The organism is Brumicola blandensis, from assembly GCF_031846165.1.
GTDB lineage: Bacteria > Pseudomonadota > Gammaproteobacteria > Enterobacterales > Alteromonadaceae > Glaciecola > Glaciecola blandensis.
The window spans coordinates 1-25,288 of sequence record NZ_JAVRIE010000009.1; the positions used below are offsets into that span (position 1 = coordinate 1).

Below are 25,288 nucleotides of genomic sequence, written 5' to 3' on the forward strand. Positions count from 1 at the left end.
GCTTCAACATTGTCTCTAAACTTTTGTTTGGATGTCTCCGTTGAAGAGGCGCGCATTTTACAGATATAAGATTAGGGATCAAGCGTCTTTTTGAAAAAAATACAGGTTTTATTACTGACTGATGGTTTTTGCATCGAAAGGGATAAAAAAGGAGCTTTTTGTAACAAATGATCAACAGAATCTTATCTTTTACTTCATAAATTAGGTTCAATAGGCATGGACAATGCTTGGTATTTATTAATAATGGCGGCTATAGTCAAAATATATATAGATAATTTGTGACCTTATGCCTGATTTTGCCGTTTTAGCGATATTTATTCCTACTTTCCTCTTCATATCAATCACTCCAGGTATGTGTATGACCCTAGCTATGACATTGGGCATGAAAGTGGGCTTAAGAAGAACGACTTGGATGATGCTCGGCGAAGTAACCGGTGTTGCACTAGTTGCCGTTTCAGCTGTGCTTGGTATCGCCAGCATGATGCTGAACTATCCTGTTGTATTTGATTGGTTAAAATGGATAGGCGGTGCGTACCTCATTTACTTAGGCATAAAAATGGGGCTCGATCGCACTACCATAGATACTTCAATAAACCGACAGGTAGATATTTCCCGAAGCTCCCTTATTAGCCAAGGCTTTATTACCGCCATCGCAAACCCAAAAGGATGGGCTTTTATGATTTCGATACTTCCGCCCTTTATCGACGCCGAAAAAAGCATAAGCTTACAATTAACCGTTTTGGTAAGTATCATTATGTTAAGTGAACTGCTTTGTATGTTTATTTATGCAAGTGGCGGGAAGAGTTTAAAAATAGCGTTGAGCAAGGGTGATCGTATCATCTGGCTTAATAGAATAGCCGGCGGACTGTTAGCATTGGTTGGCGTCTGGCTGGCATTGTCCTAATAGAATAGGTAAACAACATGTCAATTCGTTCATACAAAAGAATTACACCTACTATAGATAGTAGCGTATATGTTGACGACAGTTCTGTGCTTGTCGGCGATATAGAAATAGGCGAACAAAGTAGCATTTGGCCTCTGGTTGCAGCAAGAGGTGACGTTAATGTCATTCGCATAGGTCAACGCACCAATGTGCAAGACGGCAGCGTTTTGCACGTCACCCGAAAATCGGCCAATCAGCCAGAAGGTTTTCCCTTAATCATTGGTGATGACGTAACAGTTGGGCATAAATGCATGCTACACGGCTGTACTTTAGGTAATCGTATACTTGTTGGTATGGGCGCAATCATAATGGATGGCGCTGTTGTGCAAGATGATGTGTTTATTGCTGCTGGCGCGCTTGTTCCACCAAACAAAGTATTAGAAAGTGGTTTTCTATATGTCGGCAACCCAGCTATTAAGAAACGACCATTGAAAGAGAGTGAGCAAGCGTTCTTAAAACAAAGTGCATTGAACTACGTAAAATTAGGTGCAGAGTATTTAGAAGAGCAAGCATAGTTTAAGCATAAATTAGAGGCACAATAAAATAACTGAATGGCTCGCTAAGGTAGTGAGCCACCAATAGACGGGTTAGCTGCCCGACAACTCTTTGCGCAACATCGCTAGCACAGGCTCAGGATTGGGTCTCAAGCCAAACCATAAATAGAAACTTTCTGCCGCCTGCCCTACTAACATACCTAAACCGTCTATTGCATTATTACAACCTAAGGATTTTGCTTTTCGTACAAAACTTGTATCTTCACTTTGATAAACCATGTCGTATACATTTGGCTGAGTGTTGAACACAGCATCTGGAATATTAGGTACATTACCCTGCAAGCTTAACGACGTTGCATTAATGATTAAGTCGAACGTTTGCTTTGCACAGTCACCTTCCGAAATTGAGCTTACTCTCTTATCATTGGCAATATCAACAAGCCGTTGCGCGTTTGCAGGACTGCGATTAGTGATGTAAATGTGTTTTGGGTTTTCATCTAGGAGTGCAGAAATAGCACCTCGCGCGGCGCCACCAGCCCCAATAAGCAATAGCGTTTTGCCATTGATGTGCATATTATTACGCAGTAGATCAGAAACTAAACCTTTCCCATCTGTCGTTTCAGCAATAATTCCGCTACTTGTCTTTATTAGTGTATTGGCTGCACTAGCCTGCTCAACAGAGATAGAACGAGTATCGGCCCATGCAGCTGCTTGCTCCTTGAACGGCATAGTCACATTGACACCCATCGCGTCTTCATGCCTAAAAAACTCCGCTAGCTGGTCAGTAAAGGAATCTACCTCGCCCTTTATTTTCTGGTAAGTGATTTGCACACCGGTCTGCTCGGCAAACATTTGATGAATTTGAGGTGATTTGCTCTGCTCAATTGGATCCCCAAAAACAGCTAAACGGAAGGTTACCGGACTATCTTCTATATGTTGTGACATGGATAACAAACTACTTGAAAGCGTGAATACCGAAAATGATACCTCAAATTTAGTGATAGGGTCGACGAGAAATAATCGAAAACGTCATTAATGCCGGTCAATTTGCTTACGTTTTTTCGCCATTTACTTTTGCGAATCCTGGTCCAGAATTAGATTCAACGGGCAGTATGATACTATCGGAAGTGGAAGCTCTACAGAGTGCTTAGGACCATGTTATGTATTAGGAGGGAAACGTGAAATTAAAGGGTTTTATTCTGTTGTTTATCGGTTTGTTATCCGTGGGGATTTTCACGTTTTATAGTTATCACGAATCAGTGCCCCTTCCTAAAGCAGAAAGTGAGCCGGATCTAGGCAGACTCGAAAGCTCAAAAAAGGATAATCTCGAACCTGAAAACTCTGTCAACGATAAAGCAAAGACTGCCCATGTGACTCATGAAGAAAAAATCCCATATGACGGTGAATGGTGCATGATATCTGCAGACTTAACAGAAAAAGATCAACAATTTGCTATGAATGAGTTGAGCGAATGGAATGTAATTCGAGGGAACTTGATTCTTTCTGGCGGCGAAGCAATGAGAGCCTACTCAGAAGCCAACGGTGCGCATTACGTTGAACCCTATCGGGAAATGAGCCTCGACAATCTTCGACATGCAGTCAAAAACGATGGCAGGTTTGCTATGATTTCAGCATTGCAAAGGTTTGACGTCAGTTTAGTTGAAAAAGATGCAATTGCGGATCGATTACTCATTATTGACAGCAACAAATTCGCCTTGCTCCATAAGGTAAACAGGGAAATAGGACGAGCAGTCAGTCTTTATGAAAAAAACGAAAGCAATAAAATCTTAATTAAAGATTCTATAAAAAATGCGCTAGTTTATTCTCAATACGGATTAGAAAGTTATGATATCAGCCCAATGCGGATGCTGCTTACAATGATTAAAGAGGAACTCCCTAGAGATTATCTACCTTCCACTATTTTATCCTCGAAAGATATAGTAGATATAAATAGACGAGTTGACGTACTGTCTGAACAACTTGACGAAGAGCGCACGAAAGAAGGCTTTCAGGTTCTTTCCAATATTGATATCCCGAAAATTGCTAAACATTGGTTCAATATGGAGCTTGGCGTCCTGTATATTGAGCATGAGCAAGAGTTGAAATATCTTAGCGCACTAGATTCTGATGGAAGAGCCAGTTTAAAACCGAATCAGTGCACGGAACAATACGTAGGGTCGTATCGATGAACTCAAGCTTTTCAAAGAGAAAAGCATTGAGTCCGCGAATGATTGAGGTTAAAGGCAGACTTTTCTGCCTTAACACACGTAAAGTGAAGGTTATTTAGAAAGTATAACCGATAGAAAGTGTGACAACGGTAGGATCAATTTGAATATCGTTTACTGCACCGTCTGCCTCGCCAACTTTGAAACTAGCTTCGGTGTCGATGTCAATCCAACGAACAGATGCGTTTACATGCCACTTGTCGTCTATGTGATAATCCGCGCCCACCTGTGCAGTCAGACCAAAAGAGTTATCTAAATCTAAATCAGTTAAACCAGCACCATCGTTTGCTGCAGTGAATTCTTCATCAAAGAAGATAGTGAAGTTTACGCCAGCACCAACATAAGGCTGGAACTTAGAAGATGCGTCTAGTAAATAGTAGTTTGCAGTAACTGAAGGCGGTAAGTGAGTCACTTCACCCAATTTGTTACCGGTACCTAATGGATCTGCAACGCTGAAATTTACGTCATGTGTAAAAGGCGTCGCTGCCAACACTTCGATATTGATGTTATCAGTGACAAAGTATGCAACGTTTAACCCCAATTGCGTATTACCATCAACTGCAACACCTACTGGTAACTCAGCACCACCAGCAATGATATTTGAAGAATCATCGTTTGGAGAAACGTTAGTGAAACCACCACGTACGACGATATCGCCTTTTTCATAAGCCATTGCGTTGCCAGAAATAGCTAAACCGGCAAGTACTGCAGTAGTTAGAAGTGTTTTAGTCATTTTGTTGATCATGTGTGTTCTCGCTTAATTAATAAATAGAAAATATTGGGCATTGGCCTCGAATGACGCTAATGCTATTACGAGAAATGAGGTAAAAACTTGATCTGGATTAAGTTTCTAAAATAATTGGAGTTTTTGAGGTGAATAGCTTGATCCACCTCAATGGAATTGGCTGTTTTTAGGCGGGTAACCAATCTCTTGGTTTGAGAAAAGCTTGAATTTTACTCTCGGGTGAGTCTGCTTGAGGTTGATAATTATATTCCCAACGCGCAAGCGGCGGCATAGACATCAATATTGATTCCGTGCGTCCACCTGTTTGTAAGCCAAACAAAGTGCCTCTGTCATAAACTAAATTGAATTCGACGTAGCGCCCTCTTCTATATAACTGAAAATCTCTCTCTCGTTGTGTGAAAGGCGTGTTTTTTCTGCTTTCAACAATGGGGACATAGGCGTCAAGAAACCCATTACCCACATCTTTCATAAAACTAAAGCTGGAATCAAAACCTGGTTCATTTAGATCATCAAAAAACAATCCACCAATACCTCTGGTTTCATCACGATGTTTTAAATAGAAATAATCGTCACACCACTTTTTGTAACGAGGGTAAACATCATCTCCATAAGGGTCACATAAATCTTTGGCTACCTGATGCCAATGCACACAGTCTTCTTTGAACGCAAAAGATGGCGTTAAGTCAAAACCACCACCAAACCACCAAATAGGCTCGGCACCTTCTTTTTCAGCAATAAAGAATCTAACGTTTGCGTGCGATGTTGGGATAAAAGGATTATGTGGATGAATCACCAAAGACACTCCCATCGCTTGAAAGCGCCTTCCCGCCAATTCTGGACGAGAAGCTGTGGCAGAAGCCGGCATCTGGTCGCCATAAACATGAGAAAAGTTCACCCCCCCTTGCTCGATAACGCCACCATTGGTGAGCACTCTAGAGCGACCACCGCCGCCTTCAGCGCGCACCCACTCATCTTGATGGAAAGTACCTTTACCATCTGCAAGTTCGAGGGTTTGACAAATATTATCTTGTAGCGCAAGTAAAAAGGTTTTTACTTCATCTATCTGTTGCTGGCTGACCATATACTTAAGTTCGCTCTATTTTTGATTGAGTAGAATGTGCTGTGGGAATCACTATGCTCGCAGAGTTTCGAGGGTGAGCCCATTGATTATTGTACTCGGAGTTTGCTGTTCACCCAAACTACCCTCGACAATGAGTAAATCGTCGCCAAAATACCGTCTCACTTCTTTGCTTGTTCTGGCGGGTTCAAGTCCTGCAGGATTAGCACTCGTTGAGACCATCGGGCTGTTTACCGCCTCACACATTTGTTTCACCAAAGAGTGGTTGCTTACCCTTACGGCAACGAGATCGGAGTCGCCACTTATCCAATCCGGTGTCTTAGTTGATTTTGGCAGTAGCCAGGTAAATGGGCCTGGCCATGACGCAAAGGCTTTTTGCTGATGGTCATCTGGCAAACTATCTATGAGAACGTAGGGGCGTAACTGTTCGAAATCTGCCGCAATTAAAATAACCCCTTTTTCAACGGGTCGTGATTTCAACGACAAGATCTCTAACATGGCAGATTCGGCGAGGGGATCGCAACCTAAGCCGAAAACAGCTTCGGTCGGGTACGCAAAACATTGTTGTTGACGAAAAGCATCAATAAAAGCCTGCATCAAAATTCCTTCAGGATAAAATAAAATCTAAGCTTATAGTGTTTGTTTGTGCTGACAGTTCACTTGCGGGCAAACGAGACCTTTTTCAGGTGCTTTTGGCTCTATATAGATGAGCACTGGCCACGCACAAACCTGACAAGCTGTATCGATGGGCGGAGAATTTAGCATATATTTGCATTTAGGATAGTTGTCACAGGCAAAAAAGTGTTTGCCGAATTTATTTTGTCTTTTGACAAATTTACCCGTCTTACATTTAGGACAAGCTATGGAAGGCTCATCGTCTTTGGTTTTTTCAGCTTGATCTTTAGTTGCGATATAATGACATTCAGGAAAGCCTGTACACCCAATAAACATGCCGTAACGGCCCTTTTTCACGGCTAATTCTTTGTTGCACTGGGGGCACTCTGATCCAGCCATAACCTTGAGAACACTGACGTCATTTTTATGTAATTGCTGTGTATGCTTACAACTTGGGTAATTTTGGCAAGCGAGAAACGAAGACTTGTTGGCGTGTTTTAACACCAGTTGCCCTTCACACTCAGGGCAAAGTCCATAAACTTCTTCTAAGGCATGTTGGTCTGCTGAGAATAATGAATGATCAATTTTCGCCATAGGGACTCAAGAAAGCAGATGCGTCATTTGCTGGAAGCACTCAATGCAAAGGACCATCATGCTCCTCGAACAATAAGTCTTCCATTTGTTCATAAGCCCACTCTTTTCCGGGCACATTGAACAAGACCATGAGGATGACCCACTTCAAGTCCTCTAAACAAAACTCATTGGATTCAATTTCCATGGTGCGGTCGATAACCATTTCACGAGTACTGATATCGAGCACTTTGACTTGCTCAAGAAAAACAATAAAACCGCGGCATTGTGTATCAAGGCGCATTTGCTCTTCGTGGGTATAGATACGTGTACTGTCAGGAACAGTCACTTTTGACAAATAAGGTTTAGCTTCTGTCTCTTGCAGCGCCGCCAATTTTTCGACCCACGCTAAGGCTTTATATATTTCGTCGTGATGAAAACCGGCTCGAATTAACTCATCGGTAAGTTCATCATGATCGACTCGAAACTCACTCTCACTGTGTACTAAGTTTTCAAACAAGTACATGAGGATATCAAACATAGCTAAGCCCTCAATTTAAGGTAGCCTTCTGAGGTAGAGGCCACTAATCCACGCAACTCATATTCTAATAATTCGGTCAGCAAAATCGAAATCGGTTTGCCGCTGCGCTTAGCAATCACATCAATGGGCGTTACATCAAAATCAATCGCCGCTAACACCTGATTATGAGTGCAAGCTTCGCTTGATATTGCCATTTCATCGCTTGATGCATTACTCGCATCGCAAGTGGATGCAGTCTTTACACTATCTAACAATGAAGGGCTTGCCAAGCATTGATTTGCATTTTTTTTAGTCCCTTGTTTTTGTTCAAGCTTTGCTGGGTAAAGATTAAGCTCATCGAAGATGTCTTGCGCGTCTTCAACTAGCTTAGCGCCTTGCTTTAACAAGTGATGACAACCTTTTGCCAAGGGATTTTCTATATTGCCAGGAATAGCAAATACCTCTCTGCCTTGCTCCATCGCGTATTTAGCGCTGACCAAAGAGCCACTTTTAATACGAGCTTCGGCGACTAATGTGCCCAGACTCAGGCCACTGATAATGCGATTACGACGAGGGAAAAGTTTAGGGTTTGGGAGAACACTGGGTGGAAACTCGCTAACCAGCAGCCCTTTTTCAATCATTTCCTTATAAAGTGAAGCATGTCGCTTGGGATAAACCACATCAATCCCGTTACCTAAGACAGCGATTGACGGTGCACCTGACGCTAGTGCTACCTTATGACTTTGAGCATCAATACCCAGGGCTAAACCGCTGGTGATCGCCAAGCTCGAACGCCTGCTCACTTGTTCTACGATCTTCTGAGTACTATTCAAGCCACTGACACTAGGATGACGACTTCCGACAACAGCAAGCTGGGGAGCTTTTAACAATGTGTAATCGCCGTGAACGTATAAGATGAGGGGTGCCTGCGAGATCGCTTTAAGCTGTTCAGGATAAGCATCGCATTCGTAGGTGATGATATATCTATTGGCTTCGGTATTGAGCCACTTTTTACAAACCTCAGTGAAAGGATGTGGTTCGCTAAGACAGGCTATTTGTTCACTTGACCAATCCAGATCAAGCAGTTGCTCTCTGTGCAGACTCGTTATAGCGCTTAACGATGTGTTAAGTAAAGAAGCGGTTTCTAGCAAACCCACAATACCTATATTCGGAATCGAGCTGAGCGCCAACCAGTGACGAATTTCTTCAGTTTTGTAAATCATTTGGCCTTCCTTGGACAAATATCATAATCAAATAAGCAAAGTGAGGTCTGCTGACCTGCTTCTTTCTACCCCAGAAACAAAACAAGTAGCCGAAGCTACTTGTTGATGTATGTTGAGATTGGCTTAGTGTTTATGGCTTACCAACAAACTCTCCACCATTCATATGTTTGCTTGATTTAGTCACCCAAGCATAACTGGTGTTTTCGAAAGTTTTAAACACAACGAGCTCACCAATCTTAAAGGCTGGCTGCTCTACTCTCTCTTCCAAATTCAATAGCTCTTTTAAGGCATTTTGAGATGCTTCATATTTTGGTTGCTCGCCATCGATGATGGTAGGACCTTGTTTATAAATGCCCATAATCATGCCTGGCACAACATCGTTCTCGCCTAAGTCAATGACAACAACATCACGCTGACCAATCAAAGAACGATTCTCGATATTCGCAATCAAAATTCCAACTTGATCAGTTGCTGCGCTAAGAATTAAATCGTCATATGCCTTTTCCACATATGGACGTAACTTGTCACCGCGACGCGCTTCTTGCGTGCTCTTGGTTAAACGAACGACTTGCTGTTGTGCACTACTTCCGTTCATTAACTCGACTTGGCCTACACTGCGAACTTGATAGCCCAACACTTCTCCGTTTGCATTTCTTAGTTCTTTCTCTTTGCGCACAATTTCATAGTCGATAGACGGGTCTGGCAGTCTATGGCTAATCACATAGTCACGTTCAACAAAAGCAGTTGCACCTTCACTGTCACCCAACAAGCGTGGCAATGCTTCGTATTCTTCAGCAGACATCACGCTATCATTTCTGATATACGGTGCTAAGACCTTCCACGGTAGAACACCAATTGGCGATGGCTTAGTCATTGTTTTTGATTCTGGCGTTAGCGAAATTGCTTTTTTATCTCTGACCAACTCCATCACAGGCTGACCATCAACGTAACGCAAACGAAGCACATCACCCGGATAGATTAAATGCGGGTTTTCAATTTGCGTATTGTTTCTCCACAATTCGGGCCATAGCCATGGTTGGTCCAAAAATAAGTTGGAAATATCCCAAAGCGTATCGCCTTTCTTCACCACGTAAGTTTGCGGGGCGTCTGTTTTTATATTGATAATATCTGCCAATGCTAGTTTCACATTCAGGAATAATGAGCTACATAAAATGATAGCCAGCATTGATAGTTTCTTAATCATAGTCATTCTCATACTACTCTTGATAATCTCGTCAGTCGCCTGTACTTCGGGCTAGAAATGCCACAGACCGTTAATATTGATGTCCATTTAGTTAGTTATCGGTTTAATTTTCAGAAAATTAACCCATATCTAGTCCACAGACTTTGCCTTATGCGTTAGAATAGAGCAAATATGCAAGCTTTAAATAACTATTCTGCATGAATAGTATATTTTTCAATACTGACTAGAAGAGTGGTTTTAGCAATGGCAGTAAGAACTGTATTAACATTTCCAGACGAGAGATTACGCACTGTAGCAAGCCCCGTTACTGAAGTTAACGATGAAATTCGCAGCTTAGTAGACGACATGTTTGATACCATGAAAGACGAGAAAGGTATCGGTTTGGCAGCCTCGCAGATTGATGTGCATCAGCGCGTCGTTGTGATGGATGTATCTGAAGAACAGAACGAACCAAGAGTATTTATCAATCCTGAGATTACTCACATGGAAGGCTCTACGGTGAGTGAAGAAGGATGTTTATCAGTACCCAATAACTACGCAAAAGTTGACCGTGCAGAAAAAGTAAAGGTCACAGCGCTTGACCGTGACGGACAACCTTTTGAGCTTGAAGCAGAGGGTTTGTTAGCGATATGCATTCAGCATGAACTTGATCATTTGAAAGGGAAGCTATTTGTTGACTATCTTTCTCCACTAAAGCGTAATCGCATTAAGAAGAAATTAGAGAAAGAAGCGAAATTGGCAGCAAGAGCTTAACAGCATACTGAGCACGTTAATTACTATTGGGATAATACTTTGGCTACTTCACTGAATATCATTTTCGCCGGCACGCCAGATTTTGCAGCCAAACATTTGGCAGCCTTGTACGCATCAGAGCACAATGTCGTTGCCGTATACTCTCAACCCGACCGCCCCGCTGGGCGGGGAAAAAAGCTGAGCCCAAGTGCGGTAAAGTCTTTGGCGCTTGAGCACGGTACGCCCGTTTTTCAGCCTGAAAGCTTAAAGCAAACCGACGCACAAGAAGAACTTGCAGCGATTCAAGCCGATATCATGATTGTGGTTGCCTATGGTTTAATTTTGCCAAAAGCAGTATTGGAAACACCTAGACTCGGTTGCTTAAATGTCCATGGCTCTCTTTTACCTAAGTGGCGAGGGGCAGCGCCAATTCAGCGCGCTATTTGGGCAGGTGATAAGTTTACCGGCATTAGCATTATGCAGATGGATGAAGGCCTCGACACCGGAGATGTGTTACTCGAAAAAAGTATGGCTATTCCTGGCCTTGCCACCAGCGCCACATTATACGAAGACTTAGCAGAGCTTGGTCCAGAAGCCTTGATCGAAGCGCTCGATAATCTTGAAAACTTAGAACCAACACCTCAAGAAGAGGACGAGGTAAGTTATGCACATAAGTTGTCGAAGGAAGAAGCACAGATAGATTGGCGCTTAAGTGCGGCGCAATTAGCAAGGAATGTTCGTGCGTTTAATCCATGGCCTGTTGTGTGGTTTCAACACAATGACCAAGCTATTAAAGTGTGGCAAGCCGAGGTGCTTGAAGCCCTCGATGAGCATGATGCAGGCACAATTATCAAGGTAGACAAAGATGGTATTGAGGTGGCGTGTGGCGAACACAACCTGCTGTTAGGTCAATTACAAATACCGGGCAAAAAGCCACAAAGCGTCGGCGATATTATTAATGGGAAGCCGGATCTTTTCATTGTTGGTCAAAAATTGGGGTAAAGCCTCACAACATTAACAAGCTAAGGCTTACCCACTATGCCATCAAAACATGCCAAGGCGTCACGAGCGCCAAATGCAAACAAACCAAGTCCTTATCAATTAAGACATCGCCCACAGCTACGAGCAGATGCAAGCTGGGTACTATTCCAAATATTGGAACATGGAAAGTCTTCAAGAGAAGTCATGCCCAAAGTATTTGCAAGACATGAGGGAAGTGATAACGCTTGGTTACAAGAAATGGTTTTTGGTTGTTTACGTGAGCTTCCTAAGCTGCAATATTGGTTACGCCAATTATTAGATAAGCCACTCAAGGGCGAACAAAAAATCGTTGAACATGTGATCATGTTGGGTTTCTACCAACTCGCGTTTAGTCGTACGTCTGAACATGCTGCAGTATCTGAAACCGTTGAGGCCTGCGCTGCGCTTAATCAACATCGTTTGAAAGGCTTAGTGAATGCAAATTTACGCAACTTCCAACGACAGGAATTGAGTACTCAAGACATCGATATTCCCCACGTAAACTTAGGTTTGCCTAAGTGGTTTTATAAACAATTACTCAAACAGTACCCAGAGCATGTTGAACGTATCGCCGCCAACATGAACGAACGACCACCTCTATGGCTGCGCGTCAATCAACTTGTTGGTTCTCGACTCAATTATTCCTCTCAACTAGATGCCGCTGGTATCGAGTTCGATTTACCAGAGATGCATAATGGCGCTAAGGCAGAATCTGCCATTAAATTGGCTAAGCGACAAGACATCACCAGTTTGCCTGGGTTTGAAACGGGCGCTTTCGCGGTGCAAGACTTAGCTGCGCAACTGGCAGCGGAGTACCTTGATGTTCAAGCGGGCGAAGATGTTCTCGATTGTTGTGCAGCCCCTGGTGGGAAAACTGCGCATATATTAGAGAGCCAAGAAGGTCTTGCTAGCTTAGATGCTATTGATAGTGACGGTGAACGACTTGGACGCATTGATGAAAACATGCAACGCTTGGGTCATACAGCTCACTTTGGCGAACGCTTAAACTTGTATGTTGTTGACGCATCTAATTCAGAGGTCATTAAAACCGTATTAGGCGACAAACAATATGACAAAATATTATTAGATGCGCCCTGCTCTGCCACCGGCGTTATTCGACGCCACCCAGATATTCGCTGGTTAAGAAAGTCAGCCGATATTGACGCAACGGTAAGTCTGCAGAAGGAAATACTCAAGCAAATTTGGCAACGTGTGAAACCGGGCGGTATGATGCTTTACGCTACTTGCTCTATATTGAAGCAAGAAAATGAAATTCAAATCGCTGAATTTTTACAAGACAATAGCGATGCGACATTGCTGCCGCTGCATGATAAAGATAATGAAACCACGCCTGGGCTACAAATATTACCGGGAGAATCACAAATGGATGGTTTCTATTATGCAAGACTGCTAAAGTCAAAGACATAGGCTTATAAAGCCATTCAACACGACCGTAAATAATAAATACAAAATGAACGTGGCTAAATGAAAATCATCATCATCGGGGCTGGACAAGTAGGCGGCACACTGGCTGAAAACTTAGTTGGCGAGAAAAACGAAATAACCATTATCGATTCCGATATGGACACCCTGCGTAATTTGCAAGACAGGCTTGATTTGCAAGTTGTGTGTGGCGTTGGCTCTCACCCTGATGTATTAAAAAAAGCCGGTGCTGAAGACGCCGATATGCTGATTGCCGTCACCAATAGCGATGAAAGCAACATGATGGCTTGCCAGGTGGCCTTTAGTTTGTACAAAACACCCACCAAAATTGCGCGGGTTCGCTCTGAACAATACATCATTTATCAAGAACACTTGTTTAAACACCAAGATATTCCAATTGACCATCTTATTGCACCTGAACAACTAGTCACCAAGGCCATCAAGCGTCTCATTGACTATCCGGGTGCACTACAAGTTGTTGAATTCGCCGATGGCAAAGCCAGCTTAGTCGCCGTAAAGGCTTATTATGGTGGTTTATTGGTAGGCCATGCCTTATCTGCGTTAAAAGAGCACATGCCAAATGTGGATACACGAGTTGCCGCAATTTATCGTCGAGGCAAACCCATTCGTCCACTCGGCTCTACCGTCATTGAAGCCGATGATGAAGTGTTCTTCATTGCCGATACCAAGCACATTCGAGCGGTCATGAGTGAGCTACAAAAATTAGAGTCGAGCTACAAGCGCATTATGATTGCAGGTGGCGGCTTGATTGGTGCAGGTTTAGCGAAACGGCTCGAGAATAAGCACAATGTAAAACTAATTGAATACAGTGCCGAGCGAGCCAAAGAACTCTCAGCAATGCTAAACAAAACAATCGTGTTCCATGGTGATGCCTCAGACTCAAGCCTGCTAAGTGAAGAGAATGTCGAGCAAGTTGATGCTTTTATCGCAGTAACGAATGACGATGAGGCAAATATCATGTCTGCGATGCTAGCCAAACGTATGGGCGCCGCAAAAGCAATGGTACTTATCCAACGCAGTGCGTATGTTGACCTCGTTCAAGGTGGCGAAATCGATATTGCTTTCTCTCCTCAACAAGCAACGATATCGGCCCTGTTAACCCATGTTCGCCGTGGCGATATCGTCAACGTTTATTCTCTCAGGAGAGGCGCAGCAGAAGCCATTGAAGCTATCGCACACGGTGATGAAAACACATCGAAGGTAGTGGGTAAGCAAATTCAAGATATTAAGCTACCGCCCGGAACCACAATCGGCGCGATTGTGCGCGAGGATGAAGTCATTATTGCGCACAGTGACACCGTAATTAAAGCCAATGACCATGTGGTATTGTTCTTGGTAGATAAGAAATTTATCGGCGATGTCGAAAAGCTATTCCAACCAAGCGCCCTGTTTTTCGGGTAGCCAAACCAAAAAAAGAGTCCTAAAAAGGGGTCAGAGTTAATTTTTTCGCGGTTTGTTCAGGTCCTTGACAATGTAAACCTTCAAACGGCATGGATGCCGTTTGGGAGCGGGCAGGATGCCGTAAAGCGTGTTTACATTGTCGAGGGCCTGTTCAAACCTGAAAGGAAAAATTAACTCTGACCCCTTTTTTTATTAACTCTGACCCCTTTTTTAGAAATATTGGTAGGCTGAAACGCCCCATATAACGAGCATAAACATGAGTGCCGTAAATACGCCTGCTGAACCCAAATCCTTGGCTCTGCCAATCAAGGTATTGTATTCAGGAATGGTGGCGTCGGCGATCGCTTCCACGGCCGAGTTGATGATTTCGGTAAATAACAAAAAGACTAAACTCCCCACCAGCGCAAACCAATGCGAGAGAGATTGCTGAAGCCAAAAACTGAATGGAAAGAGCAATGCTGATATTACAGCGTACTGCCGAAAGCCAGACTCATAACGCCAAGCAAAAACATAACCGCGCATGGAGCAGGCAATAGCGCGCGGCAGGCGCTTTAAACCCGAGTCATTTTTAGCGATATTGTGCTCTTCTTGCATACTGTCTACTGCTTTTAGTTGAATTGATTTAACTGCGCCAGAAGGTAGGCGAGAATAATACGAGTAATGAGAATATTTCCAAACGACCAAATAGCATGGCACTGACCAGCAGCCATTTACCAGGATCGGTTACATCAGCGTAAGTACCCGCAACTGAGCCCAAACCAGGCCCCAAGTTATTGAGTGTAGCCGCCGTCGCTGAGAAGGCCGTAATGTCGTCCATCCCGGTTGCAATCAATGCAACCATGATCACAACAAACACAATGGCGTACGCTGAAAAGAAGCCCCACACAGCTTCCACCACCCGCTCTGGCATGGCTCTATCGCCTAACTTAACAGCGTATACTGCTTTAGGGTGAATAAGACGGTCTACTTCACGCTTGCCTTGCAAGAACAATAAGAAGATACGAATTACTTTTAAACCACCACCCGTGGAGCCAGCACAGCCACCGATGAAGCTGGAGAATATGAGTATAATGGGCAAGAACGCAGGCCAAGAGCTAAAGTCAGTTGTTGCGAAACCCGCCGTGGTGCTGATGGATACCGCTTGGATCAATGCTTGGTCGAGTGCCATTTCAGCTGTGGAATAAACAGAGTGATAAATAAGTACCAGAAAGCACAGAGTTACTAAACTTAATTGGATTGTGAAAAAAGCCTTACATTCTGGATCTTTGAAGTAATTGCGAATGTTACGTCCCGACACTGCAGCGTAATGTAATGAAAAGTTGAGCGCAGCTATCCATAAAAAGATAACGCAAACGATATTCACCGCCACACTGTTAAAGTAGCCCAAGCTTGCATCATAAGTCGAGAAGCCACCAATCGCGATAGTCGAGAAGGCGTGACACACTGCGTCGAATAAACTCATACCCGCCACCCAGTATGCAAGCGTGCACGCGGTGGTCAGAGACAAATAGATATACCAAAGGTGCTTTGCGGTATCGGCAATACGCGGCGTCATTTTGGAGTCTTTTACTGGGCCAGGGGTTTCTGCCCGGTACAGCTGCATTCCCCCAACGCCTAATATCGGCAGAATGGCGACCGCGAGGACAATGATCCCCATGCCACCTAGCCATTGAAGCTGTTGACGATAGAACTGTACCGCTTTCGGCAAGTACTCAATGCCTTCAATAACCGTTGCGCCGGTGGTGGTTAAACCTGAAAACGATTCGAAAATAGCGTCTGTTATCGTCATTTGTGGTTGTTCTAATAGAGCAAAAGGCAGTGCACCAAACGTACCTAGTACCGTCCAAAACAAAACAACAATAAGAAAGCCCTCTTTTGCACGTAGGTCAGCGCGAGAGCGTCGATTGGGATACCAAAAAGCTAGACCGGTAAGAATAGATAGAAAAAAGGCAAGGACGAATGCCAAACCACTGCCGTCGCCATAGATAAGTGAAATCAATGCAGGAGGAATCATCGTGACACTAAAAAGTGCAACTAAGAGTCCTAAAATTCTAATAATGGCGCGGTATTGCATTTCCACTGATGCCTTTTGTTATTGTGAGCTTCTTTTATTCTGAATAGCGAGTTCGGCTCAGTCTGGCTAAATGGTAAATTGATTCACGCTGATATTCTATTCATTTCTCGAAAAACATAACTTATTGTTCCCATTACATAAATAAAATTGTTCAAAATAAAGCTTGGAAAAGCTGAATTTTGTGCTAAATTTTATGGGCTGTTTAGCACTCTTCGGTTCTTCGAAATGCCAACAGACAAGGGAAGAAAAAAGGCTTTATTGAAAGTGGTAAGTCACTCCAAAAATAAGCGTAAAAAATAAAATAGGATCCAGTATTTCCTCTACATTTTTTTAAACAAATCCCGTTCAGGCATGCTTTTCTTTATATAAAGGAAGGTACATTGATTAGTGTTTGGAACAATTTAATCACATACTTATCCACAGGTTAACGACACGCTAATTGTGGTTACAAGCCAATAAATATGGCATTCTTAGCTCATTATTGTATTTATATGAGCAAATGATGGAAAAACAATCAACAAGCCCCCTAGTCCTAGTTGACGGCTCTTCTTATTTATTCCGAGCATTTCATGGCTTACCCCCATTAACCAACTCTAAAGGTCAAGATACTGGGGCCATTTATGGCGTGGTCAACATGCTGAGAAGCTTGATGGCAACTTATGAACCTAGCCATATTGCGGTTGTTTTCGATGCGAAAGGTAAAACCTTTCGTGATGATATTTATAAAGAGTACAAAGCTAATCGTCCACCGATGCCGGATGAGTTGCGTTCGCAGATAGAACCCTTACATAAAATTATCAAAGCAATGGGGTTTCCGATGATTGTCGAAGATGGCGTCGAAGCCGATGACGTGATTGGTACCTTGGCCCGACAAGCATCAGCTCAGGGGATCCCTTGCGTCATCAGTACTGGCGATAAAGATATGGCGCAACTGGTCGACGAGCATGTCACCCTCATTAATACCATGACAAACACTACGATGGATGTTGCTGGCGTAGTTGAAAAGTTTGGTGTGCCTGCTGAGCTTATTATCGATTACTTGGCGATGAAAGGCGACAAGGTTGATAACATTCCAGGTATTCCGGGCGTAGGAGATAAAAGCGCCGTCGCCTTGTTAAATGGCATCGGCGGTGTAAAAGAAATTTATGCCAACTTAGATAAGATAGCCTCTTTAGAATTTAGAGGTGCCAAAAACTTCGCCAACAAAATTGCGCCCTTTGAAGAACAAGCATTACTGTCATATGAACTCGCCACTATTGTGTGCGACTTAAAACTAGAATACGAACCAAACACACTGAACATGGGTGACATGGACAAAGAGGCGCTACGCGAGCTCTTCGCTGAATATGAATTCAAGCGCTGGCTTGCTGAAGTGAGTGACGGCAACCCTGTTAAAGCCAATAAGCCAATAGACGGCCAGCAAGAGGACACCACAGACGAACCCACTAGCAGTTCAGCCATACAAGTCGACCGCGACAAGTATGATGTGATCCTTAGCCAAGCCGCCCTCGATACTTGGATCGAAAAACTAAAAAACGCTAAGTATTACGCAATCGACACTGAAACCACTAGCATAGATTATATGCAAGCAGAGATCGTAGGCTTGTCATTCGCCGTGGCTGAAAATGAGGCATGCTACCTGCCGCTTGCGCATGATTATCCGGGTGCACCAGAGCAACTTGATCGGGATGACGTGCTCGCGCAATTGAAGCCTTTATTAGAAGACACTAGTGCGAAGAAAATCGGCCAGCATATAAAGTACGACAAGAACGTGTTGGCAAACTACGATATCCATCTAGCAGGCATACTGTCGGACACTATGTTAGCGTCGTATGTACTCAACAGTGTCGCAACAAAGCACAATATGGATAGTCTGTCGTTAAAATACCTCGGGCACAATACGATCCATTTCGAAGACATTGCCGGGAAAGGCGCAAAGCAGTTAACTTTCAACCAAATTGCGATGGATGAGGCCGCGCCCTATGCCGCTGAAGATGCCGATATTACATTACGCTTGCATGAAGCCTTAGATGCATTAATTCGCTTTAAAGGTGAACTTCCAAAAGTACTGAACAACATTGAAGTGCCACTGTCCTCCGTCTTAGCAAAAATGGAACAAAACGGCGTATTAATTGACAGCCAGTTATTGTCTCAGCAAAGTCAAACTCTAGCGGCTCGCATTTTAGAATTAGAAAATGAAGTACATGAGTTAGCTGAAGAATCATTCAATCTTGGTTCAACCAAGCAGCTTCAGCATATCTTATTTGAAAAAATGAACTTGCCGGTGGTGAAGAAGACCCCAAAAGGCGCGCCATCTACATCAGAAGAAGTCCTACAAGAGCTAGCTTTAGAATACGAATTACCCAAGAAGATAATGGCGTTTCGAGGCTTAACAAAACTCAAGAATACGTACACAGACAAACTACCTAAGATGATCCATCATCGCACTGGCCGCGTGCACACCTCCTATCATCAGGCAGTGACTGCAACCGGTCGATTATCGTCTACCGATCCTAACCTACAAAACATCCCAATTCGCACACCAGAAGGTCGCCAAGTTCGCCAAGCGTTTGTTGCTCGGCCGGGATATAAAGTGGTTGCCGCGGATTACAGTCAAATTGAGCTACGTATTATGGCTCATTTAAGCAAAGACGAAGGACTGGTAGAAGCCTTCTCCTCAGGGAAAGATATTCACAGTGCAACGGCTGCCGAAGTATTCGACGTGAGTTTAGATGAAGTATCCGTTAATGAGAGGCGCAGCGCGAAAGCGATCAACTTTGGTTTGATTTATGGCATGTCGGCGTTTGGCTTGTCGAAACAACTGAATATTCCGCGTTACGATGCCCAGAAATATATGGATTTGTATTTTGAACGCTATCCAGGTGTGTTGACCTATATGGAGTCGACTCGCGAAGGCGCGAAACAAACGGGCTATGTCAGCACGGTATTTGGCCGACGTTTGTATTTACCGGATATTAAAGCCAGCAATGCAATGCGTCGAAAAGGCGCTGAACGTGCCGCGATTAACGCGCCGATGCAAGGCACCGCTGCCGATATTATCAAGAAGGCGATGATCGATGTCGATGCGTGGATCAACGACATTAACGACGAAGACATTTTAATGATCATGCAAGTACACGATGAATTGGTATTTGAAATTAAAGAGGAACGCCTTGACGAGTACGTAGCAAAAATCAAAGCGTTAATGGAAGATACCGTCAGCCTTAATGTGCCATTGGTCGTTGATGTCGGTATTGGCAACAACTGGGATGAAGCACACTAAATCTCTTATGCAAGCGCCTAAACAAACATCTGCATCCTTATGTTTGTCTTGTATGCCAAGTGCACGAACGGAGGCGTGGTGGCTAAGTCGCCACGCTGAAAAGCAGGCTGAAGTTGATAAGGCCACGGCAGATATTGTGTTTCTAGGCGATTCAATCACCCATGCGTGGGAGCTTGAAGGAGAGCAAGCTTGGGAACGTCACTTTGCCGCCATGAATTGCATAAATTTAGGTTACGCTGGCGATAGAACAGAACATGTTTTATGGCGAATTGAAAATGGAGAATTAGCATTCAAAAAAGTCGACTTTGTTTGCCTACTCATTGGTACCAATAATGCCGGACATCGAAGCGACCCAGCTGAAGAAATAAGTCAAGGTATAGCCAGTATTGTGGCACGAGTTCAAGGAGCCTTACCGACGGCAAAAATAATACTGAACGCTATCTTCCCAAGAAGTCGTAAACCAACTCAGCGTATGCGCCTTTTAGTCAATGAAACGAATACCCTTATACGCAGATTCTGCGACGGTGAACAGGTGTATTGGCTAGACATTAACTCACAGCTACTCACAAAAGACGGCTTCTTAGAAGCCAATGTGATGCCCGATTACTTGCACCCAAATGCTGAACAATACAAGATCTGGGCACAGGCTATTTGTGACAGAGTAGCGGCGATTAAGGAAGCCTTAGACTAAACGTGATGCGAGGCCTTGCAACAACTCTTTTAGCTTCGTTATCCGCTTTTGACTATTCAGATTGTTATTGTTGGTACGTAAAGCAGCCGCTAGTTTTTGTAAGCTAGTAGCAAGTTGTTTATCGCTCTTGTTTTCATCAAGCATGACTTGTACTTGCGACAACAATTCACGAGCAAGAGTTGAGTTGGCTTTATCCAGACCACCATCGCGGTCGAATTGATCAAGATAGGCTAAACCAATAACGGGCTCAACAGGCCAAGTCACTTCAAACTGCTGTTGTGGGTTAAACGTGTCGCCCATATCTGCGAGCTTAGCAGCGGCCAATTCATTTGCGCTTAGGTGCTCGCTTACTTGCAATTCCATCACATCAAGTCCACGCAGAATAGCGGTACCGTAAATCTTGCCGTTGTACCAATATGTAGACCAGAAACCCGCTATAACTTTGCGTTCAGCATGAATTGGGCCTCTGTCGAAGAATGCGATCTCCGTAGGATCCGCAGTCTCGGTAAAATCAATTACCGACAAACCACCTTGATACCATGCTTGTACAAAAATATCGCGACCTGGGACAGGTACCACAGAACCATTGTGAGCCACACAATTTTCAGTGTCTGATTGTGGCGCATCTATTTTATAGTAGCTTTGAAAACTCATTTTGCCTTCGATAACATCGTAAAATGCATTTGCACCCCAGGTTTTTGGATCTGAAGCTCTACAACGAGGTTGAGTACCACCACCCCATTCGTCAGTGAACAGTACTTTTGTGCCATCGTTGTTAAATGTTGCCGAATGCCAATAGGCGAAACCTGGATCGGAGACTTCATCAATTCTGACTGGATTCAGAGGCTCTGAAATATCTAGCAAGATACCGTTACCAGAACATGCTCCTGCGGCAATTTTTAAAGCAGGGAAAACGGTAATATCGTGGCATTGATCAGTCCACTCTGTATGCTGCGTTCCTTCGCCATGATCGCCACCACGCCACAGCCCTGACAAACGTCCTTCGTCGTCTGCGAATACTGCTGGACTGGAGGTAATGCGAGCATTCTGTGGCGCCTTCACAGGGATCTCAATCACGTCAATGCGAAACAGTGCGGTGCGATCGTCTCCAGGAATGTCCCCAATACAACCGGCTAGCTCTTTTTCATCACGCACACCAGCCGTTCCCGAGTTATAAACGACTATCGAATCGTCATCAGAAGATACAATGGAGTGAGTATGCGAGCCTCTGCAGGTTTGTACTTGCCCTACTTGTATTGGACTAGTGATGTCTGAAATATCAAAAATACGTAAGCCTCTGAATCGCTCACGGCTAATATCTTCACTGATCCCTTGAAGGCCACAATCAACTCGTCCTCGAGTTTGCTCTACTGACATGATCAGTAAATCTCCGACAATAGACACATCCCCTTGCCCGCCTGGACAAACAACTGAGCTTGCTAGAGACGGAAGACCTTCGTTATCCAACTTGTAAATATTAAAACCGTGGTAATTGCCCGCTATCATCAGATCCTTGGAAAAGGCCATGTCGGTATTCCAAAAGCTTAATAAAGGCCAACGCTCGCCCCACTCCGTTTTTGCATCTCCGCCAGTTTCATTTTCACGATTACTATCTGCCTCTTCAGCTTGGTCAGGCATGATGACAGGCGGCAGATTAGATGGATTTTCAGGGTCGAAGAAACCTGAAGGTCGAGGTAGAGAACGTACCAACTCTATGTTCGACATAGCGACGTCGGGATCATGAAAGCCTGCTTTCAAGCCTACACGCGGGTCGGAAGAAAGGTTTGCGAGTAATCCATTCATGCGAGTGATTTCGGCATTTTGATCGTTCACAATGTCATTTACAAAATCATAGAGAACAGGGTCATATGCGGATCCAGGTTGTGATAGCAAGTCATCAACCATACGCACAGCCCCTTCGTGATGTGGGATCATCAGTTGCAAGAATAAGCGGTCGAAGTCAACACCAGAGGATTCGGCTAAGAGCTTCATTTGCGCACCCGTCGCCATGCCCATTAAACTATGGTCCATATGCATCGAGTGGTCGATATCTGTCGCTTCGCTTCGTTGCTCTAGCCAATCGCGCATAAAAGCGATTTCATCGGCTTGAGACTTTTCAATGCGACCGGATATATCAATAATCTCTTTGTTGTTGGTTCTATCGGCCACTAGTACCGCCATGTCGACGGCTTGGCCGTGATGCGGGATCATGTTCTGCATAAACAGTACGTCGTCGATAGTGTAGCTGGTAGAAGCGATCTTGGTGGCGTCTTGAGCACTTAATGTTTTGTTCGCTTTGCCCGGCGCGCCTGGTTGCACAATCACCACTTCATTTTCTTGAGCAATCCCCGCAGGCGCTTCTTGCTGAATATTGAGTGGTGAAGCACAAGCCGAGACAGAGACTGCCAGCGCACTTAATTGGAACAAACCGAGAACAGTCATTCTTGTTGAGCAAGTTGCTCGGCATGAGATGGGTGAAGACGACTTTGACATAAGAGCTTCCTTTTTCAGATTCAACAATATTATCGATTAGGTAGTTGGTGATATATTGCAGTTTTACCTTAACAATATGCTGTAAGATCGAGTCAGTAAAGTGTTTAGTAGGATACTCATGGAAATACCGCACTCAGAAAGATTACACTATCGCCTGATGACGCTGGCAGATAAAGCCTTGATGCATGGAGTAAAAAGTGCAGTTCATCACGATCCACTAGGTGATATGTTACTTGAATATTATTCTGTGCAGATTGAAGATGAAGGTTAGGAACGATAAAAATGAAAGAAATAGAAATTAATCTGAACTAATCACACAAGAGCCAGTCTGATTTTATGATTGTGTTGTTCTCCCCAAATATTGGCCCTGTCGTTTTGACGGGGCTTTTCTTTATCTGGGCTTTTATTAGACTGCGCTTCTCTTTGTCGGTCTTTTACTTTGCGCTCTTTAGGCGTCTATGCAGAGCAAGCGTGGACTAAACGCCAGGTTCCTCTTCCGTGGCTGTAGGCTTTTCTAGTTCTAACCATTTAAACAAGACCTTTTCAAGTTCGGGAACGCCAAACCCCTTAAGTGATGAAAACGCGTGAACCGTCACGTCGCCCATGAAGGCTAAGGACGCCTCTCTGACCATGAGCGTTTGCGCTTTTCGACGACCTGATTTTAACTTGTCAGCCTTGGTTAATAAGATAAGAACAGGCAAGTTAACCTCTACCGCCCAGTGAATTAACTCTTGGTCGAGGTCTTTCAATGGGTGGCGAATATCCATCAATACGACTAAGCCTTTTAAGCATTCTCGCTTCTGAAGGTATTCCGCCAATGATTTTTGCCACTTTAACTTCATTTCTAAGGGGACTTTCGCATACCCATAACCCGGTAAATCAACTAAACGACGTTGCTCATCCAGTTCAAACATGTTGATCAGTTGTGTACGACCTGGCGTTTTACTTGTTCTGGCCAAGCTTTTTTGACGAGTGAGTCGATTCAACGCACTTGATTTACCTGCATTTGAACGTCCAGCAAAGGCCACTTCCATACCGTCAGTTGTGCTGAGGTGCTGAATACTAGGGGCACTAGTTAAAAATGAGGCTTTGGTAAAGTAAGACATGATTTCGCTTTTTGATAATGGGTAAAAGATAGAGTTAAGGTGTGCTAATAAACACACGCGCATTGTAACTAAAAACAAAGAGAAATGATGCACCTATCTTTAAATGTTTTTATAGCGTAGCGAGTAATAATACGCTTATGCCCAGGAGTTACGACCGGCTTTCTTTGCTCTAAAAAGCGCTTTGTCTGCCAAGTCGAATAGAGTTTCTGAGGTCATGTCTTGATTGGATGATAATGTGCCAATACCAAAGCTAGCAGTCAGTATCCTTTCTTTACCATCTTTTTCAAAGCTTAGTTGAAGCTGACTAATTGCCTCTTTATATCGATTATTTTCTGCTGAGCGGATTTCTTATTGCAATTTGGTAGCAACATCACGAACTCATCATCGCCAAACCTTGCAAAATAGCAATAGATACCTTATTGAAATGAAGTGACGGCCGATAAAAAGCGTAACGAATTGCCGTCGACAGCGTTAGTGTCACAAAATATTTGCGTAAAAACCTGAGCAATCATTGATTTAAATGCCTTAAAACGCTTGGAACAGTTTTTTTCAGCTAGTATTTGTGTACAATACGACGATCTCAATTATATTTGAGTTAACATTGCTAATCACACGCACAAAGAGATTATGTATGAAAAAACTAGGTTTGCTTGTTTGTTTAACTTTAGGATTATCCACCGCAGCATTCGCTCAAGGCGATGCAGAAGCGGGGAAAGCAAAATCCTTAACTTGTTCTGCCTGTCATGGTACTGACGGTAATAGCGCAATTGCTATGAATCCTAAAATTGCAGGACAGCATGAAGGTTATTTAGCAAAACAACTCACAGAATTTCGTTTAGCGTCGCGCACCGGCGGTAAAGAAGGTCGTAACAATGCTGTTATGAATGGCATGGCGGCAGGTTTATCGGATCAAGATATTGCTGACTTAGCAGCCTATTTTTCAAGCCAGGACTTAAAAGCAGGTACAACACCAGAAGACGTTATCGAAGCAGGTGAAAAACTGTATCGTGGTGGTGATGCTGAAAAAGGTTTAACAGCATGTATTGCTTGTCATGGTCCAGATGGTAAAGGAATGGGCTTAGCTGGTTTCCCAGTCATTAGTGGTCAGCATGCCGATTACACCGCGTCACAACTAAAAATGTTCAGAGACGGTAGTCGTGCTAACGATTTGAATGGAATGATGCGTGATATTGCTGCAAAATTGACCGATGAAGAGATTGATACTTTAGCTAAGTATCTGGGCGGCTTACACTAATTAAAAAAGTGGAAATAATATTTGTAAAAAAGTTGTAAATAATATTTTTTAGCGTATTATCTCCACATCTTCAATTAACAGCACAGCGCCCTAGGCACAGGCTGTTCGTTGATAAAAAGAATAAATGCTAAAAACAATAATAATAAAAGCAC

At 43.6% G+C, this 25,288-nt stretch carries 24 protein-coding genes; 11 read left to right on the forward strand and 13 right to left on the reverse strand.

Going from position 1 to position 25,288, the window contains the following annotated elements; translation table 11 throughout:
- The first annotated feature begins 286 nt into the window (after positions 1–286).
- Together RM544_RS16930 and RM544_RS16935 are read left to right on the forward strand one after the other, a co-directional pair.
- Positions 287–904 carry a LysE family translocator gene (locus RM544_RS16930; RefSeq protein WP_311363009.1) on the forward strand — a complete coding sequence of 206 codons (618 nt, stop codon included), beginning with the start codon at positions 287–289 and terminating at the stop codon, positions 902–904.
- A gap of 17 nt (positions 905–921) precedes the next feature.
- The gene (locus tag RM544_RS16935) at positions 922–1,458 is read left to right on the forward strand and encodes a gamma carbonic anhydrase family protein (RefSeq protein ID WP_311363010.1); all 537 of its coding nucleotides are present in this window, start codon (positions 922–924) and stop codon (positions 1,456–1,458) included.
- Positions 1,459–1,530: 72 nt separating this feature from the next.
- Here the strand turns inward: RM544_RS16935 and aroE are convergent, their stop codons facing one another.
- Complete coding sequence (gene aroE, locus RM544_RS16940) at positions 1,531–2,382, reverse strand: shikimate dehydrogenase (RefSeq protein ID WP_311363011.1); 852 nt, start codon at positions 2,380–2,382, stop codon at positions 1,531–1,533.
- 233 nt (positions 2,383–2,615) lie between these two features.
- Here aroE and RM544_RS16945 point away from each other — a divergent pair, with 233 nt between their 5' ends.
- The gene (locus RM544_RS16945) at positions 2,616–3,626 is read left to right on the forward strand and encodes a hypothetical protein (protein ID WP_311363012.1); all 1,011 of its coding nucleotides are present in this window, start codon (positions 2,616–2,618) and stop codon (positions 3,624–3,626) included.
- Positions 3,627–3,720: 94 nt separating this feature from the next.
- Here RM544_RS16945 and RM544_RS16950 read toward each other — a convergent pair whose 3' ends face one another.
- From RM544_RS16950 to RM544_RS16980, 7 genes are all read right to left on the reverse strand, one after another.
- Positions 3,721–4,395 carry an OmpW/AlkL family protein gene (locus RM544_RS16950; RefSeq protein WP_311363060.1) on the reverse strand — a complete coding sequence of 225 codons (675 nt, stop codon included), beginning with the start codon at positions 4,393–4,395 and terminating at the stop codon, positions 3,721–3,723.
- 178 nt (positions 4,396–4,573) lie between these two features.
- On the reverse strand, positions 4,574–5,488 hold the full coding sequence (gene hemF / locus RM544_RS16955; RefSeq protein WP_311363013.1) for an oxygen-dependent coproporphyrinogen oxidase: 915 nt from the start codon (positions 5,486–5,488) through the stop codon (positions 4,574–4,576).
- Between the two features lie 51 nt (positions 5,489–5,539).
- Positions 5,540–6,082, reverse strand: coding sequence for an L-threonylcarbamoyladenylate synthase type 1 TsaC (gene tsaC, locus RM544_RS16960; protein WP_311363014.1), 543 nt, complete (start codon positions 6,080–6,082; stop codon positions 5,540–5,542).
- A 33-nt stretch (positions 6,083–6,115) separates the two neighbouring features.
- The gene (locus RM544_RS16965) at positions 6,116–6,694 is read right to left on the reverse strand and encodes a DNA topoisomerase family protein (protein ID WP_311363015.1); all 579 of its coding nucleotides are present in this window, start codon (positions 6,692–6,694) and stop codon (positions 6,116–6,118) included.
- Positions 6,695–6,734: 40 nt separating this feature from the next.
- On the reverse strand, positions 6,735–7,211 hold the full coding sequence (locus RM544_RS16970) for a DUF494 family protein (RefSeq protein WP_311363016.1): 477 nt from the start codon (positions 7,209–7,211) through the stop codon (positions 6,735–6,737).
- 2 nt (positions 7,212–7,213) lie between these two features.
- Positions 7,214–8,413: a DNA-processing protein DprA gene (gene dprA / locus RM544_RS16975; protein WP_311363017.1), complete on the reverse strand. Its 1,200-nt coding sequence runs from the start codon at positions 8,411–8,413 to the stop codon at positions 7,214–7,216.
- A gap of 130 nt (positions 8,414–8,543) precedes the next feature.
- Entirely contained in the window at positions 8,544–9,617 is a 1,074-nt protein-coding gene (locus RM544_RS16980) for a LysM peptidoglycan-binding domain-containing protein (RefSeq protein ID WP_311363018.1), read from the reverse strand.
- A gap of 243 nt (positions 9,618–9,860) precedes the next feature.
- Between RM544_RS16980 and def the strand changes: the two genes are divergently transcribed.
- Genes def through trkA form a run of 4 tightly spaced genes read left to right on the forward strand, consistent with a single transcriptional unit; the run spans position 9,861 to position 14,234 of the window.
- Positions 9,861–10,370, forward strand: coding sequence for a peptide deformylase (gene def / locus RM544_RS16985; RefSeq protein WP_311363019.1), 510 nt, complete (start codon positions 9,861–9,863; stop codon positions 10,368–10,370).
- A gap of 39 nt (positions 10,371–10,409) precedes the next feature.
- Complete coding sequence (gene fmt, locus RM544_RS16990) at positions 10,410–11,351, forward strand: methionyl-tRNA formyltransferase (protein WP_311363020.1); 942 nt, start codon at positions 10,410–10,412, stop codon at positions 11,349–11,351.
- A gap of 36 nt (positions 11,352–11,387) precedes the next feature.
- Positions 11,388–12,797: a 16S rRNA (cytosine(967)-C(5))-methyltransferase RsmB gene (rsmB, locus tag RM544_RS16995; RefSeq protein ID WP_311363021.1), complete on the forward strand. Its 1,410-nt coding sequence runs from the start codon at positions 11,388–11,390 to the stop codon at positions 12,795–12,797.
- 57 nt (positions 12,798–12,854) lie between these two features.
- A complete protein-coding gene (gene trkA, locus RM544_RS17000) occupies positions 12,855–14,234 on the forward strand; it encodes a Trk system potassium transporter TrkA (protein ID WP_311363022.1) in 1,380 nt (459 codons plus the stop codon).
- Positions 14,235–14,444: 210 nt separating this feature from the next.
- Here the strand turns inward: trkA and RM544_RS17005 are convergent, their stop codons facing one another.
- Both RM544_RS17005 and RM544_RS17010 read right to left on the reverse strand, forming a co-directional pair.
- Positions 14,445–14,828 carry a diacylglycerol kinase gene (locus RM544_RS17005; RefSeq protein WP_311363023.1) on the reverse strand — a complete coding sequence of 128 codons (384 nt, stop codon included), beginning with the start codon at positions 14,826–14,828 and terminating at the stop codon, positions 14,445–14,447.
- Positions 14,829–14,856: 28 nt separating this feature from the next.
- Positions 14,857–16,308, reverse strand: a complete 1,452-nt coding sequence (locus RM544_RS17010) for a TrkH family potassium uptake protein (RefSeq protein WP_311363024.1) — start codon at positions 16,306–16,308, stop codon at positions 14,857–14,859.
- Between the two features lie 502 nt (positions 16,309–16,810).
- Here RM544_RS17010 and polA point away from each other — a divergent pair.
- The gene (gene polA / locus RM544_RS17015; protein WP_311363061.1) at positions 16,811–19,591 is read left to right on the forward strand and encodes a DNA polymerase I; all 2,781 of its coding nucleotides are present in this window, start codon (positions 16,811–16,813) and stop codon (positions 19,589–19,591) included.
- The gene (locus RM544_RS17020; protein WP_311363025.1) at positions 19,578–20,282 is read left to right on the forward strand and encodes a GDSL-type esterase/lipase family protein; all 705 of its coding nucleotides are present in this window, start codon (positions 19,578–19,580) and stop codon (positions 20,280–20,282) included. Before polA ends, RM544_RS17020 begins: the two co-directional genes overlap by 14 nt.
- On the opposite strand, the gene RM544_RS17025 is transcribed toward RM544_RS17020, so the two are convergent.
- Positions 20,274–22,775 carry a DUF305 domain-containing protein gene (locus tag RM544_RS17025; protein ID WP_311363026.1) on the reverse strand — a complete coding sequence of 834 codons (2,502 nt, stop codon included), beginning with the start codon at positions 22,773–22,775 and terminating at the stop codon, positions 20,274–20,276. The genes RM544_RS17020 and RM544_RS17025 overlap by 9 nt on opposite strands.
- 118 nt (positions 22,776–22,893) lie before the next feature.
- On the opposite strand from RM544_RS17025, the gene RM544_RS17030 reads away from it, so the two are divergent.
- On the forward strand, positions 22,894–23,046 hold the full coding sequence (locus tag RM544_RS17030; RefSeq protein WP_311363027.1) for a hypothetical protein: 153 nt from the start codon (positions 22,894–22,896) through the stop codon (positions 23,044–23,046).
- A 205-nt stretch (positions 23,047–23,251) separates the two neighbouring features.
- On the opposite strand, the gene yihA is transcribed toward RM544_RS17030, so the two are convergent.
- Both yihA and RM544_RS17685 read right to left on the reverse strand, forming a co-directional pair.
- On the reverse strand, positions 23,252–23,881 hold the full coding sequence (gene yihA, locus RM544_RS17035) for a ribosome biogenesis GTP-binding protein YihA/YsxC (protein WP_311363028.1): 630 nt from the start codon (positions 23,879–23,881) through the stop codon (positions 23,252–23,254).
- Positions 23,882–24,016: 135 nt separating this feature from the next.
- Positions 24,017–24,226, reverse strand: a complete 210-nt coding sequence (locus tag RM544_RS17685) for a diguanylate cyclase domain-containing protein (RefSeq protein WP_409220105.1) — start codon at positions 24,224–24,226, stop codon at positions 24,017–24,019.
- A gap of 286 nt (positions 24,227–24,512) precedes the next feature.
- On the opposite strand from RM544_RS17685, the gene RM544_RS17040 reads away from it, so the two are divergent.
- Positions 24,513–25,136, forward strand: coding sequence for a c-type cytochrome (locus tag RM544_RS17040; protein ID WP_311363029.1), 624 nt, complete (start codon positions 24,513–24,515; stop codon positions 25,134–25,136).
- Positions 25,137–25,288 lie beyond the last annotated feature (152 nt).

Excerpts from the sequence above, each read along its gene's own strand:
- RM544_RS16930 (WP_311363009.1), top strand. The coding sequence starts at position 287 with ATGCCTGATTTTGCCGTTTTAGCGATATTTATTCCTACTTTCCTCTTC.
- RM544_RS16935 (WP_311363010.1), top strand. The coding sequence starts at position 922 with ATGTCAATTCGTTCATACAAAAGAATTACACCTACTATAGATAGTAGC.
- aroE (WP_311363011.1), bottom strand. The coding sequence starts at position 2,382 with ATGTCACAACATATAGAAGATAGTCCGGTAACCTTCCGTTTAGCTGTT.
- RM544_RS16950 (WP_311363060.1), bottom strand. The coding sequence starts at position 4,395 with ATGACTAAAACACTTCTAACTACTGCAGTACTTGCCGGTTTAGCTATT.
- hemF (WP_311363013.1), bottom strand. The coding sequence starts at position 5,488 with ATGGTCAGCCAGCAACAGATAGATGAAGTAAAAACCTTTTTACTTGCG.
- tsaC (WP_311363014.1), bottom strand. The coding sequence starts at position 6,082 with ATGCAGGCTTTTATTGATGCTTTTCGTCAACAACAATGTTTTGCGTAC.
- RM544_RS16965 (WP_311363015.1), bottom strand. The coding sequence starts at position 6,694 with ATGGCGAAAATTGATCATTCATTATTCTCAGCAGACCAACATGCCTTA.
- RM544_RS16970 (WP_311363016.1), bottom strand. The coding sequence starts at position 7,211 with ATGTTTGATATCCTCATGTACTTGTTTGAAAACTTAGTACACAGTGAG.
- dprA (WP_311363017.1), bottom strand. The coding sequence starts at position 8,413 with ATGATTTACAAAACTGAAGAAATTCGTCACTGGTTGGCGCTCAGCTCG.
- RM544_RS16980 (WP_311363018.1), bottom strand. The coding sequence starts at position 9,617 with ATGATTAAGAAACTATCAATGCTGGCTATCATTTTATGTAGCTCATTA.
- def (WP_311363019.1), top strand. The coding sequence starts at position 9,861 with ATGGCAGTAAGAACTGTATTAACATTTCCAGACGAGAGATTACGCACT.
- rsmB (WP_311363021.1), top strand. The coding sequence starts at position 11,388 with ATGCCATCAAAACATGCCAAGGCGTCACGAGCGCCAAATGCAAACAAA.
- trkA (WP_311363022.1), top strand. The coding sequence starts at position 12,855 with ATGAAAATCATCATCATCGGGGCTGGACAAGTAGGCGGCACACTGGCT.
- RM544_RS17005 (WP_311363023.1), bottom strand. The coding sequence starts at position 14,828 with ATGCAAGAAGAGCACAATATCGCTAAAAATGACTCGGGTTTAAAGCGC.
- RM544_RS17010 (WP_311363024.1), bottom strand. The coding sequence starts at position 16,308 with ATGCAATACCGCGCCATTATTAGAATTTTAGGACTCTTAGTTGCACTT.
- polA (WP_311363061.1), top strand. The coding sequence starts at position 16,811 with ATGGAAAAACAATCAACAAGCCCCCTAGTCCTAGTTGACGGCTCTTCT.
- RM544_RS17020 (WP_311363025.1), top strand. The coding sequence starts at position 19,578 with ATGAAGCACACTAAATCTCTTATGCAAGCGCCTAAACAAACATCTGCA.
- RM544_RS17025 (WP_311363026.1), bottom strand. The coding sequence starts at position 22,775 with ATGTCAAAGTCGTCTTCACCCATCTCATGCCGAGCAACTTGCTCAACA.
- RM544_RS17030 (WP_311363027.1), top strand. The coding sequence starts at position 22,894 with ATGGAAATACCGCACTCAGAAAGATTACACTATCGCCTGATGACGCTG.
- yihA (WP_311363028.1), bottom strand. The coding sequence starts at position 23,881 with ATGTCTTACTTTACCAAAGCCTCATTTTTAACTAGTGCCCCTAGTATT.
- RM544_RS17040 (WP_311363029.1), top strand. The coding sequence starts at position 24,513 with ATGAAAAAACTAGGTTTGCTTGTTTGTTTAACTTTAGGATTATCCACC.